This is a genomic window from Paraburkholderia panacisoli, from assembly GCF_008369935.1.
Taxonomy (GTDB): domain Bacteria; phylum Pseudomonadota; class Gammaproteobacteria; order Burkholderiales; family Burkholderiaceae; genus Paraburkholderia; species Paraburkholderia panacisoli.
This window is the reverse complement of sequence record NZ_VTUZ01000042.1, coordinates 53,182-72,478: the sequence shown is the minus strand read 5'-3', so window position 1 is coordinate 72,478 and position 19,297 is coordinate 53,182. Positions and strand designations below refer to the sequence as shown.

Here is a 19,297-nt window from a genome sequence, read left to right as displayed (position 1 = left end):
AATCGAATCAATCAACGCGACGCCTGATTTCATCTTGCGACTGCTCGCGGCCTTTGCCAGTGGGGTATAAAACTCAAGGGAATGCGACGTTCGAAAGTTATCGGGACGGCCCAGGCGGTAAACGTTCAAGCTAGTCTGCGCGCCACTCATTCCGGCATCGAAGTTCGTTGGAAGTCGTGGCCGAGAAAGCTATCCTACAAGCGTATCTTCTGGGGGGCGAGTGCGAACCATGCATCGTACGTACGCCGACGTTATAAGAGAACGGCTCCGATAAAGGCGACCTGCGTGGTTCCTCTCCGGCGCAGCGGCGATAGCGCATACCTGCGGAGCAAGAATCACGTCGCGCTGGAGAAATCAGTTGTACCCTGGCGAGTTCGAGCGCACCTGGAATGGTGCACAGAGATGTTTCGGTGTTTCATATTGGCACAATCGCGCCTCTCGTGCGTTGGAGAACACCATGAAGCCCCTACTCCAAACCCTGCCCGCCGCCGCGCTGGCGGCCCTTACCCTATGCCTGCCCGCACCAAAGACCCTTGCCCAGGCGGCGTCTGGCCTGGCAGGTTCATGGTCTTTGGTCTCGTTGACCGTCGTCAAAAGCGGTAGCGAAGTCGAGGTACTTGGTCCGCATCCGCAGGGCCAACTCATTTTCGGCAGCGACGGCCGCTACGTCCTGGTCGGACTTCGCGCAGATCTACCGAAATTCGCGGGAGATAGCCGGCTAACGGGTAGTGCCGAGGAGAACCAGCGCATCGTCCAGGGGAGCTTCGCACATTTCGGCACGTATACCGTCGACCCTGCCGGACAAGTGATTGTTTTCCACATCCACAACAGTACCTTTCCGAATTGGGACGGCGATGTTCAACGGCGTCCATTTACCCTTGATGGCGACCGGCTGACCTACGTCACGCCCGGGAGCTTCGGCTATGGGGCATCGAAAGTTTCGTGGCAACGGATGAAGTAAGCAACGTGCGTCCACACCGTCGCCGCCGTTCCGGAAAACAAGTGTCCGAAAAAAGCGAGCGCCGTCAAGACGAACTCGATCGTCTGTTCTGCGCCCCCATGGCGTCGGCAGCAACGCATCGAGCGCGGACGGCTTCACGAAGTCGAGTGACAGCCGAAGTGTCGCGAAGGCAAACGGCGGCGTGAATCGTCAGGTTCGTCAGCCATTCAGAAACCCCAGCGTTGCCTGCCATGCCTTGGCCCGTTTGCTCTGTTCCTCCGTATGGCTTTGCGCCAGCTTGAGCAGACCCTGCACCACCTTGTCTTCGGACGCGAAGCTGAATCCCGCGTCGTTCAGATAGCTCGTCCCCCAAATCTTCAGGCCATCCACGTAGCGGCATCCGGCCGTAAACTCGGACTGGCTGATCACCGCTTCATCGTCCTTGTACATCGCCAGAAAATGCATCTTGTCGCCGCAGATGCCGGAGTTCAGCGCTAAAACCGATAACGCGGGAATCGAAACCGAGTAACGCTTGAACCAGTTGTTGAAGGCAATCGGCTGCGTATGCAGCGCATCACGCTGATAGCGCGCTTGCCAATGCGTTTGCGCCTGACTGAAAAACATCTTCATGCGGACGATTTCGACGATCTTCCAGATGGTCTTCGCCAGCGTTTCGAGAATCGATACGACCGCGCTGACGATCGAAGCGGCGCCTTGCGACGCGATCTGAATGCCGAGACTTGCCCCGCCCTTGACCATGTCATAGACGCCCTCGCCCACGCTCAGCGACATCGACCGCCGGATCGCCTCGACGATCGTGCCCGGATGTCCGGTCAGAATCTGAACGTCGCGCCCCGCGACCCATTCGCGGTATTTGGTGATGCTGGCATCGATGGTGTTGGCAATACCCTTGGCCAGATCCAGACCCGCGCCGATAAACGGAGCCGCAGCCGCGAACAGCTTGCCGCACAGGAAGTTCACGAGCTTGCGCAGCATCCCCGGCAGAACATCCAGGGCGGTGCCACCGGGGTCCTTGCGGATATCGGCGATCTTGTCGCAGATCATGGCCCAGAGCCGCGTCGCCGCGTCGTGGATTTTGGCGCGGATCGCCTCGTACAGCCGTCGCAAGGCACTGTCGGTGGGCATGGGCGGGGTTGGGCCCGAGGTCAATTGACTTGCGGGGACCACTTTTTTGCCGAAATGCTGGGTCACCTTGTCCTGGACTTTGGCCGCCGCCATCCCGGCGGGCTTCTGCGCCAGGCCCAATACGTCGGATGCACGCGACGCCGCCGTATTGCTGTCCGGCGCGGTCCCCAGTCCTGCCGTCGTGACGTCGAATGCTCCTTCGAGGACCACCTGGAAGATACTGTCCTCGATCGACGTATTGGCAAACAGATACAACACCCCGAGCCTCGAATTGATCAAGGCGGGCGCCATAAAATTCTGCGCGCCCATCGCGACATCGGTATCCCCCAATCCTCTCAGCTGCTCATCGAGCCGCGTGAAGCACTGCTTGTGATTGCGGGGGTCTTTCTTCCACGCGTTGCCCGCACCTTTGCCGTCCTTCCACGCCTTGAAATGAGTTTGTACCTCGAAGAAGCGATAGACGGTCGGGTTGCGCTGGTACTGGAGGATCTGCTCGTCCAGCGCCTTGAGCAGGGCATCGCGTGGCTGAATGGTCAGCGCAGTGTCCTTCATCCACGTTTCGTAACGAACGAGTTGCTGCAAAGTCGAACTATTGGAAGGCATCGAAGCTCTCCTGGGGCAATGGGTTACTGCAATAAAAAGCCAGGCTTGCGCTGCGGCGGCGGCTGGTTCACCAACGGCGCGAAGTTGCGACCAGCCGGCCCATGCAGCGTTGTCGCGGTATCGGCAAGGAAGGTGTTCGGCACGGCGGCGCCGCTCGCAAGCAGTGGGTCCGCCTCGTAGAAAGGGACGCCGAAGGCACCAGGCGAATCGACCGTGGCCAGATCGCCCGTGTGCCGCTGCATGCGCGCCTGTTTCAGTTGCCGGAGCGCAGCACCACCGAAAAACTGACCGGCGCCGAGCTTGTCAACACATTCAGGTTCATCAGCGAGCGCAGGGCTTCCACACCGTCCTGCAGGCCATAATCCTTCAGATTCACGACAATGGGTGTGCGCGTGCCGACCAGCAACGCGTTTGATGCGAGCTTGACGACGCGCAGATTGGCGCTTAGCGGCTTGCTCTGTCCGGATAGGGTCAGTTGGCCGGTCAGTTCGATATCGGCGTTCGCACCCACACGCAGCGCATCGAAGCGGTGAACATCGACTGCCCCGGTGAACACCGCCTGCGGATAGTCCGCCACTTTGAACAACAGATCTTTCAGGCGATCGTTGCGCAACGGGATATTGGTCTCGACGCTGGCGAGATCGACGTCGAACCGGAGCTTGCCATCGTCACCGACCGAGCCGCCCACCTGTTTGAACGTCTGCACCTCTTCGATCCCGCCAACGCCTGGCGCACCTGCCTTGGCTGTCACAAAGGAAATGGTCGACTGGGAACTGTCGACGTGCCACGCGGCATAAGTCGACGTAGCGGCCAGGCAGAGCGCGGCGGCCGCAACATGGAGAATGGAGTGACGCATCGTATATCTTCCTTAAAGTTGTTTGGCGACCCGGGTCGCGCCTGAATGAATAGATCGCTATCCTGAATATGTACCGTTCCATGTCGCGCCGATCACGCATTGAAAGCTTGCGAAACTAACGCGAGCGAAACGAGTTCGCACAGCGATGGAGTCCGCGCAACCGTGCCGGATACTCCGCTGCCCGATCCCGTCCTGCCGAAAACAGCCGAGCCTGCGTGCTTGTTCCACGCATCGATAAAAATATTTTCGATGGAATAGAAGCCCCGCTCTGGCTGTTCTCGACGTGATCCCACTCATATCGAGGAGCGGCGGCGATGAACCTTCCGCAACGCGCAACGTCACGCATCGCCGCATGGCTGCGGCGCGGCACCATCGCTGTATGCCTGTGCGTCACGCCGTTCACGCATGCCTCGGCGTTGTTGCTGTTGCCGGAGGGCTCTGTGACGCTGATCCGGGGCACCTCCGTGTTCGCGGTAGACGCGCCGCTCGCCACGCAACCCGGCGACCTCCTCACGACGAACGCCCAGTCAGGCGCCCAACTGGAAGATGCCAACGGCACGCTGGTGGCGCTCGGCCCGCTGACGCGGCTCTCGATCGACGCGCCGCCTCACGGCGAAGACGCTGCCGGCCTACCCTCGCTGTCCCTATTGGCGGGGTGGATCAAGCTGTCCCGATCCGGCGCTGGCGGCCCCGGACCTCTGCTGCTAGATACGTCATCGATACACATCGCGTTGCGGCAAGGTTCGAGCGCGGTCCACGCTGCCGGTACGTCGAGCGCCCTGTTTGTCGAAACCGGCAGCGCCATGGTGACCTTGCCCGAAGGCCGGGACGCGCCGCAGACCATCGCCGCCGACGGTTACCTCGAACGCGAGCCCGGCAAGCCGCCTGTGCTATCCGCTCGTCCTGCGACGGCATTCGTGAGTCAACTGCCGCTCCCGTTTCGCGACCCGCTCGCGCCGCTGACTCCGCCTGCGGCGCATAACCCGGCGAAACCCGTTACACCGCTGCAGGGCAGACCGGTTGCTTATGCGGATCTGGCCGACTGGCTCGCTTGCAGCTTGCCGGTGCGCCACACCTTCGTGTCGAGGTTTCGCGGGCTCATCCATACCGAGCCGTTTCGCACCCAGATCCGCCTCAATCTGCACGCGTTGCCCGAATGGCGCCCTGTCCTTTACCCGCCGCCGCCCTTGCCGCCCCAGCGGCCGCGTGCTCCACGTCCGTCCGCGGAGGAGTCATGAGACTGTCGCTGAGCGTCAAGTTCAACCTGGTTTTTCTCGGCATATTCGCGGCCGGTTTCGTCGGCGCCGGCTGGGTCGCGAACGACCTGTTGCAGCGCGCCGCGGTCGAAGAGACCGTGCAGAACGCACGAGTCCTGATGGAAGCAGCCAGCGCCTCGCAAAACTACACCGCCGCCCAGGTCACGCCCCTGCTGCAAACGCAGCTGAAGTACAGCTTCGTGCCGCAGTCCGTGCCGGCCTTTTCCGCGGTCGAGACCCTGATGTCGCTGGAAAAGCACCTGGCCGGCTATTCGTACCGCTCGACCATGCTCAATCCCACCAACCCGCGCGACCGGCCGACCGACTGGGAGACCGACGTGATCCGCCGGCTGCACGACAAGCCTGAACTCAAGGAAGTGGTGGGCCTGCGCGACACGCCGAGCGGTCCGAATCTGTATATCGCGCGCCCCAACCGGATCAACGACGCGGCCTGCATGGAATGCCACAGCGTACCGTCCGCTGCGCCCAAGACCTTGCTCGACAAATACGGCCCGAATAACGGCTTCAACTGGCCGCTGCATGAAACCATCGGGGCGGATTTCGTCTCAGTGCCGATGTCGCTGCCGATCGCCCGCAGTCACGGCGTGCTGCGCACGTTCCTGATGTCGCTGCTCGCCGTGTTCGGTAGCGTCCTGATTGCGCTGAACGTCATGGTTCATCTGCTCGTCACGCGGAGAATTCGCGCGCTCTCGCAAGCCGCCGACGAAGTCAGTCTCGGCAAGCTCGACGGCGCGGATTTCGTCGAACGCGGGCATGACGAGATCGCCTCGCTGGCGGCCTCGTTTGCGCGGATGAAGACCAGCCTCGTCGAGGCATTCCGGATGATCGAGAGCTGACGGACCACACGATGGATTCCGCTCCTATCACGTCGCTCGGCAAATACCGGGTCGAAACGACGCTCGGCGCCGGCGCGATGGGTGTCGTGTATCGCGCGTTCGATCCGCATATCGAGCGCCGCGTCGCCTTGAAGACGATCCGCAACGAACTGTTCGACAGCGGCGAGCGCGCAAGCCTGATGGCGCGATTTCGCAACGAGGCGCAAGCTGCGGGGCGCCTGTCGCACCCGAACATCGTCGCGGTCTACGACTACGGCGAAGCTGACGGCACGGCCTACATCGCGATGGAATACGTCGACGGGCGCAGCCTCGAAGCCTTCCTCCGCGCAGGCGAGCCGCTCGATCTTCACACCGCGCTCGACTGGTTCACACAACTGCTTGCCGCACTGGCCTACGCACATGAGCACGGCGTCGTGCATCGCGACATCAAGCCCGCCAACCTGCTCGTCACCACACGCGGTCAACTGAAAGTCACGGATTTCGGCATCGCCCATATCGAATCGTCGACGCTGACCGTGGTCGGCTCGGTGGTGGGCACGCCGAGCTACATGGCGCCGGAACAGTTCTGCGGCGACTCGGTGGATGGCCGCTCGGACCTGTTCTCTGCAGCGGTGGTGCTGTACCAGATGCTGACCGGCCAGCGGCCGTTTGCGGGACCGCCCGCGTCGGTGATGCAGCAGGTGCTGCGCGCTACGCCGCCGCGCCCCACGCAACGCAATCCAGCCCTGCCCGCCGCGCTCGACGCGGTGCTGATGCGCGCACTGTCGAAGGAGCGGGCCGCGCGCTACCAGACGCCGGCCGAACTGCGGGCGGCCTTGGTCGAGGCGCTCAACGGCGTGTCATCCCATTCGACCCATTCGACATTCGCAGAGGATGACCGCACGGTGTTGATGGCGGCGGCCGCTGGCGGGACCGCTTCGTCGGCTTTCCGGCCGCCGCCTGCGCCCGCGACGGTCGAAAAACTCCCCACCGTTTGGCCCGCTGGCGATCTCGCCGCGGTTCAAGCGTCGCTCGCCGCACAGGTCGGCCCGGTCGCGCGTCTGCTGGTCGCCCGCGCGGCAGCCAGAGCCGCGGACTTGCCGACGCTGAGCGCGCTGCTAGTTCCGCACATTCCTTCCGACAAGGGCCGCAAGCAGTTCGCCGATGCCCTCAGCATGCTTGCGGAAGACGCTTCCCACGGTAGCCTGCGCACCGATACGAGCCAGCGACCTTCGCAGCCGCCGGCCGCGCCGCGCGACGGGACTTCAATGAGTGGCTCAGCGCCAGCCACGTCGCTGACACCGGAGCAGATCCGCGCCGCCGCGCTGCAACTGGCGGTCTATCTCGGACCGATTGCACACCTCATCGTAAAACGGGAAGCCCCACGCGCGCTCGATCTGCGGATGCTGCAACAGCGGCTCGCCGACGCGATTTCCAACGATCACGATCGCGCCAGTTTCCTGCGCGTCACCGGATTGAGAACGGACTGAATCCATACCGAACCAACCGGCCGCGTCTCGTCGACGGCGGCCCGCAGGAGAACCGCGCATGCCTTCCGCCACACTGTCGCCCACGCTGCACCGCTTCAACCATTGCACGGCGTGCGGCTTGTCCGATCCAGGGCGAGTGCGTCGGGCCAACGAAGACCATTTTCTGATCGACCCGGTGCTCGGCCTGATCGCGATCGCCGATGGCATGGGCGGTCACGCGGACGGCGCACTCGCCAGCGAGACCGCTTTGCAACGCATCGCCGCAACCGTTAGCGCCGCCTGCGCCGCAACACCGCGCGCAAGCGCTGGCCCGATCACTGCCGGCGATCCTGACGCCACGGTTCACGACGACGCGCTCGACGCGATACGCACTCTGCTCGATGCGCTCGATCAGGCAAATGCCACGCTCTATGCGCTGAATACGCGTGAGCCTGGCGCGCTCGAGCGCGGCATGGGCACAACGGTGACCGGGCTCTGGCAACCTCCGGCATCGGATCTGCTGGTGGCGTTTCAGGTCGGCGACAGCCGCCTGTACCGCTATCGCGACGGCGCGCTGCTGCAGCTATCGCGAGACCAGACGCTTTACCAGCAGGCACTCGACTTCGGCAACATCGACCGCTTGCCGCCGCGCAATGTGTTGCTTCAGGCCCTCGGTCCGCTGCCGGCGGTGGCGCCGGTGGTGGAGACTCATCCCTGGGCGCCGGGCGATCGTTATCTGCTATGCAGCGACGGCTTATACGGCGAAGTGCCGCATCATGAGATCGAAGCGGTGCTGGCAGCGGTGAGCGTCGATACGCTGGAGGTGGCCTGCCGGCGGCTGGTCGAACTCGCGCTCGATGCTGGCGGAAAAGATAACGTGACGGCGGTGGTGGCCTGCTATGACAATGAGGCGGCCGGTGGCATCTGAATCCCTGACGCTGTTGGCAGGCCTCGTTCTCACCGTGCCGCGCCCCTACTGCGAACCTCGATAGTCACTCGGGCGCGCCACCCGGGCACGAACCATGCCATAGCCAACCCGTGGTGCCGCCGTCAAACAGCCCAGCGACCTGCAACGCATCCGGAAGACCCGCGCATCCGCGCATCGACGGCGGGAGCGTCTCGCCACCGTCAGTCCACCAGACGCAGTTCCCACGGCTGCCAGCGGTCCCAGCGCGTATTGCATCCGCTACGGTCGAGAGCACCGCATCGCGAGGCAAGCGGTCAGGCAGATCGCCTTCACCCGTCCCATCCGCAAGCGCCGCGAGTCCGGCTTCCAGTTCCGCGAGCTGCGTGCCGCTGCCCAGTGTGGCCAACGCGAGTTCACCGCAGCGGACGAACCAGGGACGCGCCTCGCCCAACCACGTGGGAAGCACGCAGGCATCCAGGGGCGCCGCGATCGTCAGCGGGAAATGACGTCCGACACTGTCCACCCCAGGCATCAGCACCCCGGCCCACGCGGTCGGACCTATCACGTCAGCGCCAAGCACGAAGTACCACAGCGGTGCGCTCAGGTAGGCCCCCAACCAATCGTCACCTAGCGCGCCCCGGCCTTGCAGAACACCTGCCTGCAACATCATGTCCCAACGCTCGACGAACTCGGGCGGCAAGTGCCTGGTGACAAAATCGCCGTTGCAGCGCACCTTGCCGAAGCAACCTGCCAATCCCGGTGCGCGCTTCATAGATGGGTCGGACAGCTAAACTGTTCGAGGGCGGCTCGCCTGAATGGATTCACCACGCTGGCCGCGTCGAGTTCGACGACCGCCTTGCGGCCTGCCGAATCGAAGGTCAACCGGAAATGGTCTGCTTGCGCAGTCGTCTCCAGTTGCCCCGCATCGACGAGATGCAGGAGCGCCCACGGGCCGCTTGCGTCAAACGACGCGCGTTGACCCGCTGGCGGCGTGAAGTCCAACTGCGCGCGGCCCGTGTTCTTGCCGCTCGGCCATTGAAATTGTGCGGATTGCAGCGCGTCGTGTGTGACCACCAGTTGCTGACCGTCGATGTCGAGCGTCAGCTGGGTCAGCGACGCGTCGAGTGAGAGCGGCTTGATGCCGAAGCGAATCGACACATCGCGCCCGCCGTTACGGAAAAACGCATCGCGGATCTGCGCGGCGCGCTGGAATTGCGCCAGCACATCACGCGATAGTCCAAGCGGCGCCGCGCCCGCGCGCCATTGCCACACCGGCGTGCTCGAATCCACGAGATTCGCGAGATTCTTCTGGAAAAAATCGTCGATCAGCCCGCCCGGGCTGAAGAGCTTGCCGAAGTCGTCGGCAGCCGCATCGCGGGTCGAAGTCCGCACCAAGGGATAGCGGCCGTCCAGCGCGCTGTGACACAGTTGTCCGACGCTGGAAGTCCATAGTGCATTGAGCCGGGCGCGCTCGCCGCCTTGCAACAGATCGCCGCCTGCCGCCGATAGCGTTGCTGCAATCCCCGTCAATGGCGCAGGTTGCGTCTGGCCCGCAAGCTTCAGCTTGCTCAGGGCGTCGCCCGCCGGCGCCGGTTGGCCGAGCCGGCGCGCCGCATCGGCTGCCTCGAGGTAGACGGCGGCGTCCTTGAGCGGCGCAACCGCCTGATCGAGGGATGCATTGTCCGCAGCAGCCGTGTCGCCGTTAGCCGCCGCAGCCGCTTTGCCGGCCAGTTCGTGCAAGGTCTGGAAGTGCGCGTCGACCGGCGTGGGGAGCGAGGCCTGGCTTGCCGAACCGGCTGGCTGTGTGTCGGATGCGTTGCCCAGCGCCGCGCCAAGGCGCTTGCGCGCGGCATCGAATGCGCCGGCGAGGGTCGTGCCCGACGCACCGTCTGCCCCATCCTTGCCGTTGTTCCCGACGATGGCGCTGCTTGCAGCACCCGTCGCCGCATCATGCACACGCTGCCCGATGGCCGGTCCCTGCACCCCGACATCCGCCAAGGTGGTCTCGCGGGCCGCCGCCACGATCAGATTGCGCAGCGGCGAATCGTGAGCCGCCAGCTGGTTGGCGATCCGCGCGCCATCGGCGAGGCTGGCAAACGGCACCACGCTCAAGTCCGCCAGCAGACTATCCCAGGCGTGGTCATAGGCGTCGAAATAGCGCTGGGTGAGCGCGCCGCGCAATGCGTCGGTGCCTGCGGGCGTCGGCGGGACCTCTTGCCGGCCGAGCACCCAGGCGTCCCGGGCGACGTCCGCGAGTGCCGCCTCGCGTAGCTGCACGAACCGTGCATAACCGCTGCGCGTGTACGCACCCGGTACGCCGCCCGTCAGCGGCGCGCCGCTCGTGCGTGTCAGCAGCAAAGGCGCGTTCGGGCCCGCTGCCGCGCTGACGCTGAACGGCGTGAGGTTCGCCTGTTCGAGATCGCGCTGCACGCGGTTGGACAGACGCTCTTCCAGCGGCAACTCGCCGAGCGAAGCACGCGCCTGTTCGATCAGGTGGCGATCGAGCGGCAATGACGGGTCGAAACGCCGCTTGTCGAACAGCGCCGCAAGATGGCCGTCGAGTGCATTGCGTTGTACCGCGCTCGCACCGTGCAGGACATCGCGCTGCCAATCAAGGTCGACCCACGCGCGTACCGTATTCGCGTCGTAGTGTTGCGGGTCGCCGAGCATCAGGTAGGTGCGCAACGCTTCATACTGGTATTCCTGTGGGTTCGCCGCGCCGCGCCGCAACTGCGCTTCGAGACGCTGCACCACCAGCGGCAGCAGCGTCTCGTTCAGCAGGCGGCGATAGGTGACCTGCGCCTGGGCGCCGAGCTTGTCCCCCTGGTACAGCCAAAGCCGCGTCAGCAACGGCACCGGCTTGCCCGCATCGGCATAACCACCGGGCAGATCGCGCGCGGCATCGAGCAACGGCAGCAACGCAAGCGGATCGCGTTGCGCGTCGGCGCTGTGGGCGAGGCCCTGGAGCCGGGTCATCTGTTGATTGAACTCGGCCACATACGCGCGGTTGCGTTGATAGCTGATCGCGAGGCCAGCCAGCGCGAGCGCCAGCACGATGCCGATCACACCCAGCGCGCCGCGTTGCAGCCACGCGCGCAGCCGTTCGAGGCGCGCGTTCGCGCCCGCCAGCGCAGCCTCGCTGAAAATCACGTCCTTCATGAGCCGCTTGATGAAGTACGCGCGGCCGGCTGCGCCCTGATTGACGCTGACGTCATGACGCAGGCCGAGCGATTGCGCGAGCGCGCCGATGGCCCGATCGATCGGCCGTCCCTGCTGGGTGCCGCTCGTGAAGTACACGCCGCGCAACATCGGTGGCGCGTCATACCGGGTACCGCCGAACGTGTCGTCGAGGAAGCTGCGCAGCGCGGGCTGCAAACCGGCAAACTGCTGCGGAAAACCGTAGATCAGCGCGCGTCGGCGCACGTCGCTCTCGCGCTGCATCCGGGCCAGCACGCGTGCCTGCAGCCGTTCACCCAACGCGTCGAACCCGGCGGGAAACGCGCCGAGCGCCTGCTCGGGACGGCCGGTTTCGTCGAGCGGAAACGTGATCCCCCACACCTGTTCGCGCTCGTGCTGGCCGAGGTCGTCGAAGAACTCCGTGAAGCCCGCCAGCAGGTCGCATTTCGTCACGACCAGATAGACCGGAAAGCGCGTGCCCAGACGCTCCGCCAGTTCGCTCAGACGGGCGCGGATCAGCCGCACGTGCGCGGCACGCGCGGCGTCGTCCTGCTGCACCAGGTCCGCGGCGGACAGAGTCACGATGATCCCGTTCAGCGGACAGCGCGGGCGATACTTGCGCAACAGGCTCAGGAAGCCGTTCCAGGCGGACTGGTCGGCGTGAGCATCACTATCCTGGGTCGTGTAGCGGCCGGCGGTATCGACCAGCACGGCCTCGTCGGTGAACCACCAGTCGCAGTGACGCGTGCCACCGACGCCGCCGATCGCGTCCTGGCCCAGCGTGTCGCGCAACGGAAAGCGCAGGCCGGAATGCTGTAACGCGGTGGTCTTGCCGGTGCCCGGCGCGCCGATGAACATGTACCACGGCAACTGATAGAGCCACTGGCTGCCGAAGCTGCCCTTCATGCGCGCCTTTCGCAATACCGCGAGCGCCTGCTCGAAGCGCTGCCGCAGCAACGCGACTTCCGCGCTGGCGGCGCGTGATGCGGCGAGCGCGCCACTATCGTCTGTCGTCGCCGCGCTGTTCTGCGCCGCCACGCCGCTGACAAAGCGCAAATTGACGAGCCGCGCCAACAGCCAATGAACGAACCAGCCGAGCGCCCACGCCAGCAGCAGGCAGGCAACCGCGATCCAGCGGCTGCGATCGGTTTCGAGCGGCACGCTGCCGCTGAACGCCACCAGCGGCCCTTCGAACCACAGCACCAGCGCGAGTGCGGCAACGCCGACCAGCGTGAGGCCTTGCGGCGTCTTGATCCAACCAGCAAGCTTTTTCATGCGACGACTCCCGCACAGGTAATGGAAGTGCAGCGGCGCGTCATGACGACGCTCCCGGTGCCAGCAAGGTGATCTCGACGCGCCGGTTCTTCGCGCGGCCCGCAGCGGTGTCATTGGGCGCAAGCGGCTCAGCATCGCCGCGCCCTTCCGCGCTGAAACGCTCCGGCGTGCCGATGGTGGCGGCAAGCAAAGTCCGCACACTGTCGGCGCGCGCCTGCGACAGAGCCCAGTTCGACGGGAAGCGTGCCGACAACGGCGGCTGGTTGTCGGTGTGGCCGGTGACGACGACTTTGCCGGGCACCGCCTGCAGCGCTTGCGCAATGCGCGTCATCAGCGGCTGGTAGGCCGCTTCAAGCGCCGCGCTGCCCGACGCGAACAGACCATCGCCGTTGATGGTGACCACCGAGCGGTCGGCGCTGTCGCGCACACTGACGAGTCCCTGTGCGATCTCCGGCGCGAGAAAGGTCGCGAGCTTCGCTGTCGCGGCCGGCTGCGCGGCAGCGACGGCAGGCATCAGAGGCTGCGCGCTCACGCGGATGCCATTCAACGCGTCGAAGACCTGGTCCGACGCGCGATTCAGACTCACGCCGAGTGCGATATGCGTCACGACCAGCGCCACGCCGGCCAACGCGGCCGCGACCCACAGCGGCACCCGTTGGGTCAGCGACCGGCGCGCACGCTGCACCGGCTGCCATTGCACCGACAGCTCCGCTTCGAACGAACCGCGCTGCACCCGGATGATCTGCGCGAGACGCTCGCGCACCGATTCGAGCTGCGCCCGTCCGCCCTCGATCAGCCGGTAGCGGCCCTCGAAGCCCAACGACAGCATCACGTAGATCAGTTCGAGCACATCCACGTTGCGCGCCGGGTCCTGCGCGAGCCGTTGCAGGATCAGAAAGAAGCGCTCGCCGCCGGATGCTTCGTTATGAAAGATCACCAGCAGGCTGCGGCTCGCCCACATGCCGCTGCCCCACGGCGTGCCCGAGATGGCTTCGTCGATGCAGGTGCACAGGCAATAGCGCGCTGCGGCGAGCCGTTCGGTGTCGAAGCCGCTCGCGCGCGCCTCGGCTTCGAAAAGCTTCACCATCTGCAGCAGTTGCGCGCGCAGCCCTTCGACATCGGCACAGGCAGGCAGGGTGCGCAGCGGCAATGCGAGGTCGAGCAGCGGATTGGCCGCGCGCACCAGCGGGTTCAAGCCGCTGGCCGTTGCGATGAGCGGCGCGCGGCGGGCGGCAGCGGGCGCCGCGGCGCGAGGTCCGCTCGGCTGCGCGGTGGCCACCGTCGGTGCAGGCGCGGGCGCGGCCTGACCCATGTGCGGTCGTGCGGCGTTTGGCGATTGCAGCGGTGCACCGCCTGGTGTCTGTTGCGGCGTGCGCTCTGCCTGCGCGGCGACGGACGGCGCGGCGCGCAGCGCCGCCGCATCGGCGGGCACAGCGGACGGCGTCGCAAAGGGTGAGCCCATGGCAGCCCCGCGCCGTCCGCCGGGCTGCGGAATCAGGATGGTTTCGTCGGAGTTGGCGTCAAGCGGCCATGGAGACGGCGTATTCACGATCGGTTCCTTATGCGAGGGCTGGCGTCACGCCCGCTCACGGACGGATGGCCCAGAACTCGAGCGCGAGTCCCGGGAAGTCGCCGGCAACGTGCAGCGCCACGCCGGCAGAGGTCGAAAACTGCTTCCACAACTCGCTGCCGCGTTCGAGTTGGAAGTAGGTGAACCCCGCGTGGAACGGCAACTGGCGCGGCGCGACCGGCAATGCGCGCAGTCCGATGCCCGGCAATTGCAGATTCACCAGATCGCGAATCCGCTCGACCGGGCCCAGCTTGGCTTGCGGCGGAAAACCGTTCAGCAGCGCCGCCGGCGCGAGGTCGGCCTTCACGGCGAGCACGAAGCTCGCTGACCGGAACAGGTCGGTGTCGGGCACCACGGCAACCCGCAAACCGTACTTGCGTTCCTCGAGCGGAATCGGCACCGCATGCGGGTCCATGACCGCGCTCAGCGCGTTACGCAATGCATCGATCAGTGGCGTAAAGGTCTCGTCGAGCCGCTCGTGGCGATAGACCGGAAATGCTTCCGGTCGCTTGCCTGGCTGGCAGAAGGTCGCGAGCTCGCCGGCCAGTTGCAGCGCATGGTGATGCAGGTCGTGCGGATGCAAGCCGGTGCTCGTCGCCAACGCGGCGAACAGCGGCTCGGCGCGGTTCAGCGCCTGCAACAGCAGGAAGTCGGCGATTTCGGCTGCGCCCGTCAACGCCGGCTGGGCGAGGCGCGCGGCAAGCGCATCGGCGCGCTGATGCAGCAGGCCCAGCAATTCGTCGACGAACGACGCCAGCCGGCGCGTGACGCGATAGTCGACGCACGGCGGCGCGTAGCCGGGATCGAGAACGACGCGGTTATCGGCGCGCCGTTCGACCACATGCACCACGCCCAGCGATGCATAGGCATGGGCGACGTCCGCTTCGAACGCGAGCCGCAGGCGCAGGTTGCCGACCTGCATCAAGGCGGCGCCAGTGGCGCCGTCGTTGCTGTCACGCACTTCCGTTTCGGCGATCCGGTGCCGCGCGAAACTGTCGTGCGCGTCGCCGCTGCCGGCATACGCGGCCTCCGGCACACCCGGCCGCGACACCGGCAACGCCAGTACCACCTTCAGATTGCGCGCGCCTTCCGGCACGGCGAGCGGCAGCGGCAGTTCGTCATCCGCGGGCAGGCGAAACGGCGTGCCGTCCGGCAGCACGCCGGAACACTCGGTCAACGCGATCCGGCCGAGCTTGAGTTGCTCGGTGTCGATGGAGAGCGACGAGAAGCCAAAGGCGTACGGGCGCAGCGCGGCACAACGCGTGTCGATCAACGCGTGCAGATAGCGGTCGTGCTGCTGCAGGTGCTGCGGCTGCAACAGCATGCCTTCGGACCAGATCACCTTGTTATTCATGGACATTGTCGTCTCGCTGCGAATGAGTAGAGGTCAGCGGCAGGCCATCGCGCAACAGGCCGGCTTGCCGTTCGTAGGCATCGTTGAAGGCGCTGCCGCACAGCGCCTGCAGGTCGTCGTCGCTCGCGCGCGCAAGCTCGCTGTAGAGCGCGGTGAACTGGTCCCACAGTTGGGCTTTGCGGCGTCCAGGCAGTTTGCCGAGCCAGCCGCGCGCGTCTTGCGCGTCGGACGCGGCGCTCAGCGCGTGCGGATCGAAACGGCCCAGCACGTGCTGCAACGCGGCCCGCATGCCGGCGAGCACCGCCAGTTCGTGTCCGCGGATGTCGTCGAACGCGCGTTGCAGCGCCGCTTCCGCGGGCAGGTAGCCGCTGCCGCGGCCGCTCAGCATCTGCTGCAACGCGCTGTCGCCGTCGGGGAAGAACTTCAGCGGGTTGTTGTCACGCTGCAAAAGCAAGGTGGTGTCCAGACGCACTTCGCGCTTGAGCACCGAACGCGACATTAGGACGTTCACAGCGCCGCTGACTGCCGTGCGCAGCATGCGGCCCGCCAGACGAGCCAGATCGGCACCACTGCGCTCGCGCACGGCGGACCGGTCGAGGCCGAGGCCGTCGAGCAGCGCCGCGAGGGTGAGATCGGACGAGGCAGACGCAGCGGATTGCGCCACGACTGTCGAAGCGACTGTTCGCGGCACGACAGCATCGGCGCCACCTTCGCCGTGGCTACGCGCATGCCGCCCGAGCGCCGCATCGCTCAATGGATCATAGTCGTCAGGAATGCTCATCGCCGGCTGAACCCCATGCGCCATTTCCGGCGGCACAAAAGCGAATTGCTCCGGCGACACGTGATCGTGCTCCGACCCGGCGAATGCAACGCGGCCATCCGCGGCCCGCATGGACTGCCGCAGCGGCGCGCCCAGCGGATCGAACGGCGCGCCGGGCAAGCGCGCGCCCGCCAGGACGGCCGCATGCGCGAGTGGATCGCCCAGCAGCGCATCGGTTGCGAACGGCGGCACGCCGCCCAGCAGATCCGCGGCGTGATCCGGGTCAGTCAGACCAAACACACCTTCTGCGTCGTGGCTCGCATTGCTTGCCGGCGCGACGGCCAGCGCTTCGATCGTCACGTCGAGCACATAGGCGCCGATCTCCAGCCGGTCCCGATCGGCGAGCTGCGTGCGCGCGTCAGCCGTCACCGGCCGGCCATTCAGCCGGCTCGGGTTGCTGCCGAGATCGGTCAGCCACCATGCACCGTCCGCGCAATCGAGCCGCGCTTGCACACGCGACACGGTTTTTAGCGCGTCCGGCAGGACCATCGCGTTATCGGGCCCCCGGCCGATGGCGCCCCCCGCCGCATCGAAGCAGTGGGCAAGCGGCGTCGCAGGTAGCGCGCCCTGGTACGATCTGACTTCGAGCGTCATGCGCGATCCAGGCCACGCGTTGTCGTGTGCGTCTGCGTGAGGCGCGAAGGGGTGTGCGAGCGTGTTCATCGCGAACCGTCGTCAGCGAGTTGCGGGTCGGTCGGCGCATCGGGCGAGGCGCTCTGCGCCCCCGCACCGCCGCCACCGCCGCCGCAGTTGATCTGCACCATCGGTCCATCGATCGTCACCGGCCCCGCGCCGCTGATGGCGATCCCTTCAGGACCGAGCACGATCGTGTTGCCGCCGGCCTTGAGCGTGAGCATCATCCCCGCTTCGATCGTGACGTTCATGCCGCCCTTGATGTCGACGTTTTCGCCCGCACTGAGCGCGAGGTTCATGCCGGACTTGTGCTGGGTGTCCTGCCCCACGTCCAGAGACAGCTTGCCGTCGATCTTCCCGTTGTGATTGCCGGTGAGCGCATCGCTGCGATTGCCGCTGCACTGCGCCAGATCATCGCCTTTGACGATCACATGCCGCTGGTGGCCAATCCAGTACAGCGCGTCGTGCTTCACATACGTATCGAGGTTGCGCTCCGCATGGAAGAACAGTTGTTCGTTTCCTTTACTGTCGTCGAAGCGCATTTCGTTGAAGCCGTCGCCGCCCTTCGTGGAGTTGCTCCTGAAGGTCGCGCGTGCGGCATGCTCGGGCAGCGCATAGGGCGGCATTTGCGCAGCGTTATAGACGCTGCCCGTGACGATGGGCCGATCCGGATCGCCCTCGATAAACTCCACCAGCACTTCCTGGCCGATACGCGGCAAGAAAAACGCGCCCCACTGCTGCCCCGCCCACGCCTGGGCGACCCGCACCCAGCAGCGCTGCAACGCCTGATCGCCCGCGGGTGGCGCAAACTGCTCCCAGTGGAATTGCACCTTGATGCGGCCGTACTTGTCGGTATGGATTTCCTCACCGCTCGGACCCACCACCACGGCCGTCTGCGGGCCACACACGCGCGGACGGGGCGTCATCCTGGCAGTGCGAAACGCGCTGTCGCGACGCAGCGCCGTGAACGAACTGTCGAACACGAAGCGCGGCGCACCGGTTTCTCGCGCGGACAGGTACGTGTCCACTTGCAGTTCGTACCGGGCCGACACGACCAGGTACTCGCCGTTCTGGTCGCCACGCGGATGCCCACTGAGCGTAAACAAACCGCCGGGCCAGATGCCGCGCGCGGTGGTGCGGCCGCTCAAGCGCTCGTTCGCGGCCTGATGCGCCTGGACGTGCGCCTGCGCGTAGCGGTCGGCATCGGCATGCTGCGTATAGCCGACGCCGTGTTCCTGCATCGCGTAGAGCACCGGATCGAGCGGCTGCGTGCGCAGCGCGCGGCTCAGCAAGCCCTGTTGGGCGCTTTGCACCGGCTTTTCGAAATCGTAGTCGTTGACCTCGTTGATGCCGGCCTGCACCTCGCCGCCACACGACCATGCATAGATGCATTCGAATTCAGATGGCGCAGCAAGCTGTGCGCGATACGGAATCTGCGAGTAATGCGGTGTCGCCGTATGCACCTGCGGCGAATCGGCGAGGATCAGCTTGTGCTTGCCGCCGTGATGCTCGAAGTAGTAGTAGATGCCTTCGTGCTCAAGCAGACGGCTGACAAAATCGAAGTCGCTCTCGCGGTACTGCGCGCAATGCTCGCGGCTCGTATAGCTCGCCGTGCAGCGGTTGTCGAAGTCGATCTGGTAACCGGACAGCACCTGGCTCACGATCGCAGGCACCGTCATCTCGTAGAAAAAGCGCCAGTGCGATGCGCGCGTCAGCAGCCACAGACGCGGCCGCACCGTGGCGCGATAAGCGGCCGGCCGGTTCGGATTGGCGCTCGCCGGCCGCACCAGTTCGAAAGCGGTGACGATGCCGTTGAATTCGCGCTCGCCCCCGCCCGGCAGTTCGAGGCTGACGGACAGGTCGCTGCCCAGCATCGGCGCGACCGCCAGATCCGAGCGCTCGGCAAGCAGTTCGAGGTCCCACTGTGCGAGACGCCCTAGTTCTTCGTGGCCGCGCATCCGGAACAGCACGAGTCCATCGGCTTGAAGCGCGCATTTGAGCCGGATCGCACGGTTGGCGTCGGTCAGCATCATCACGGTTTCCATTTCAGGGCACCTGCGTTTTGACTGTGGCGGGATCGACGATCGTGACCGCGCCGCCCCACATGCAGCTGCAGGTGGACACGTTGTCGAGCGACGGCTGATTGCCGAGCAGCACGTTCACCGCACCGGGCGCCCACGGCGTGACGGTTGCCGGCACGCAGGGCATCGGCGTAGGCACACCGAGCGCGGCGGCGGTCGCCGCAGCCACCTCGGGGTTGGCCGGCGAACTGCACATGCCGAACGGCATGATGTTGACGAGCGGGATGTGGTCCATGATGTTGGCCGCCGGCGGTCCTTCGCACAGCACGCGGTTAAGCGGCAGCACGACCAGTGTCGACGGCGCGACGCCGAACGAACATTGCAGCATCGCGCCCATGGTGACCTGTTGTGGCATGAGGTTCTCCTTTGGCTCT

General features: G+C 65.6%; 15 protein-coding genes. 5 read left to right on the top strand and 10 right to left on the bottom strand.

The window, feature by feature from the left end; genetic code table 11:
- Positions 1-457 precede the first annotated feature (457 nt).
- The gene (locus FVF58_RS39545) at positions 458-961 is read left to right on the top strand and encodes a lipocalin-like domain-containing protein (protein WP_149675095.1); all 504 of its coding nucleotides are present in this window, start codon (positions 458-460) and stop codon (positions 959-961) included.
- Between the two features lie 198 nt (positions 962-1,159).
- Here the strand turns inward: FVF58_RS39545 and FVF58_RS39540 are convergent, their stop codons facing one another.
- From FVF58_RS39540 to FVF58_RS39530, 3 genes are read right to left on the bottom strand one after another with little or no spacing between them, the layout of a single operon-like run.
- Positions 1,160-2,689, bottom strand: a complete 1,530-nt coding sequence (locus FVF58_RS39540; RefSeq protein ID WP_149675094.1) for a phage tail family protein — start codon at positions 2,687-2,689, stop codon at positions 1,160-1,162.
- 23 nt (positions 2,690-2,712) lie between these two features.
- The gene (locus FVF58_RS39535) at positions 2,713-2,931 is read right to left on the bottom strand and encodes a hypothetical protein (RefSeq protein ID WP_149675093.1); all 219 of its coding nucleotides are present in this window, start codon (positions 2,929-2,931) and stop codon (positions 2,713-2,715) included.
- 11 nt (positions 2,932-2,942) lie between these two features.
- The gene (locus FVF58_RS39530; protein WP_149675092.1) at positions 2,943-3,545 is read right to left on the bottom strand and encodes a YceI family protein; all 603 of its coding nucleotides are present in this window, start codon (positions 3,543-3,545) and stop codon (positions 2,943-2,945) included.
- A 314-nt stretch (positions 3,546-3,859) separates the two neighbouring features.
- Between FVF58_RS39530 and FVF58_RS39525 the strand changes: the two genes are divergently transcribed.
- Genes FVF58_RS39525 through FVF58_RS39510 form a run of 4 tightly spaced genes read left to right on the top strand, consistent with a single transcriptional unit; the run spans position 3,860 to position 8,034 of the window.
- A complete protein-coding gene (locus FVF58_RS39525; protein WP_149675091.1) occupies positions 3,860-4,783 on the top strand; it encodes a FecR family protein in 924 nt (307 codons plus the stop codon).
- Entirely contained in the window at positions 4,780-5,658 is an 879-nt protein-coding gene (locus FVF58_RS39520; protein ID WP_149675090.1) for a Tll0287-like domain-containing protein, read from the top strand. The genes FVF58_RS39525 and FVF58_RS39520 overlap by 4 nt, the downstream gene beginning before the upstream one ends.
- A gap of 11 nt (positions 5,659-5,669) precedes the next feature.
- Positions 5,670-7,127: a serine/threonine-protein kinase gene (locus FVF58_RS39515; protein ID WP_149675089.1), complete on the top strand. Its 1,458-nt coding sequence runs from the start codon at positions 5,670-5,672 to the stop codon at positions 7,125-7,127.
- 58 nt (positions 7,128-7,185) lie between these two features.
- Positions 7,186-8,034, top strand: a complete 849-nt coding sequence (locus FVF58_RS39510; protein WP_149675088.1) for a PP2C family protein-serine/threonine phosphatase — start codon at positions 7,186-7,188, stop codon at positions 8,032-8,034.
- Positions 8,035-8,098: 64 nt separating this feature from the next.
- Here the strand turns inward: FVF58_RS39510 and tagF are convergent, their stop codons facing one another.
- From tagF to FVF58_RS39475, 7 genes are all read right to left on the bottom strand, one after another.
- Positions 8,099-8,785 (bottom strand): type VI secretion system-associated protein TagF, encoded by a 687-nt coding sequence (gene tagF, locus FVF58_RS39505; protein ID WP_149675087.1) that lies wholly within the window; start codon positions 8,783-8,785, stop codon positions 8,099-8,101.
- Positions 8,782-12,465, bottom strand: a complete 3,684-nt coding sequence (tssM, locus tag FVF58_RS39500) for a type VI secretion system membrane subunit TssM (protein ID WP_149675086.1) — start codon at positions 12,463-12,465, stop codon at positions 8,782-8,784. The genes tagF and tssM overlap by 4 nt, the downstream gene beginning before the upstream one ends.
- Before the next feature lie 40 nt (positions 12,466-12,505).
- On the bottom strand, positions 12,506-14,014 hold the full coding sequence (locus FVF58_RS39495; protein WP_246217403.1) for a DotU family type VI secretion system protein: 1,509 nt from the start codon (positions 14,012-14,014) through the stop codon (positions 12,506-12,508).
- A gap of 37 nt (positions 14,015-14,051) precedes the next feature.
- Positions 14,052-15,395 carry a type VI secretion system baseplate subunit TssK gene (gene tssK / locus FVF58_RS39490; protein ID WP_149675085.1) on the bottom strand — a complete coding sequence of 448 codons (1,344 nt, stop codon included), beginning with the start codon at positions 15,393-15,395 and terminating at the stop codon, positions 14,052-14,054.
- Positions 15,382-16,803, bottom strand: a complete 1,422-nt coding sequence (gene tagH, locus FVF58_RS39485) for a type VI secretion system-associated FHA domain protein TagH (RefSeq protein WP_149675084.1) — start codon at positions 16,801-16,803, stop codon at positions 15,382-15,384. Before tagH ends, tssK begins: the two co-directional genes overlap by 14 nt.
- Positions 16,804-16,868: 65 nt before the next feature.
- Positions 16,869-18,887, bottom strand: coding sequence for a type VI secretion system Vgr family protein (locus FVF58_RS39480; RefSeq protein ID WP_246217402.1), 2,019 nt, complete (start codon positions 18,885-18,887; stop codon positions 16,869-16,871).
- Position 18,888: 1 nt separating this feature from the next.
- Positions 18,889-19,278, bottom strand: coding sequence for a DUF4280 domain-containing protein (locus FVF58_RS39475; protein WP_149675083.1), 390 nt, complete (start codon positions 19,276-19,278; stop codon positions 18,889-18,891).
- Positions 19,279-19,297 lie beyond the last annotated feature (19 nt).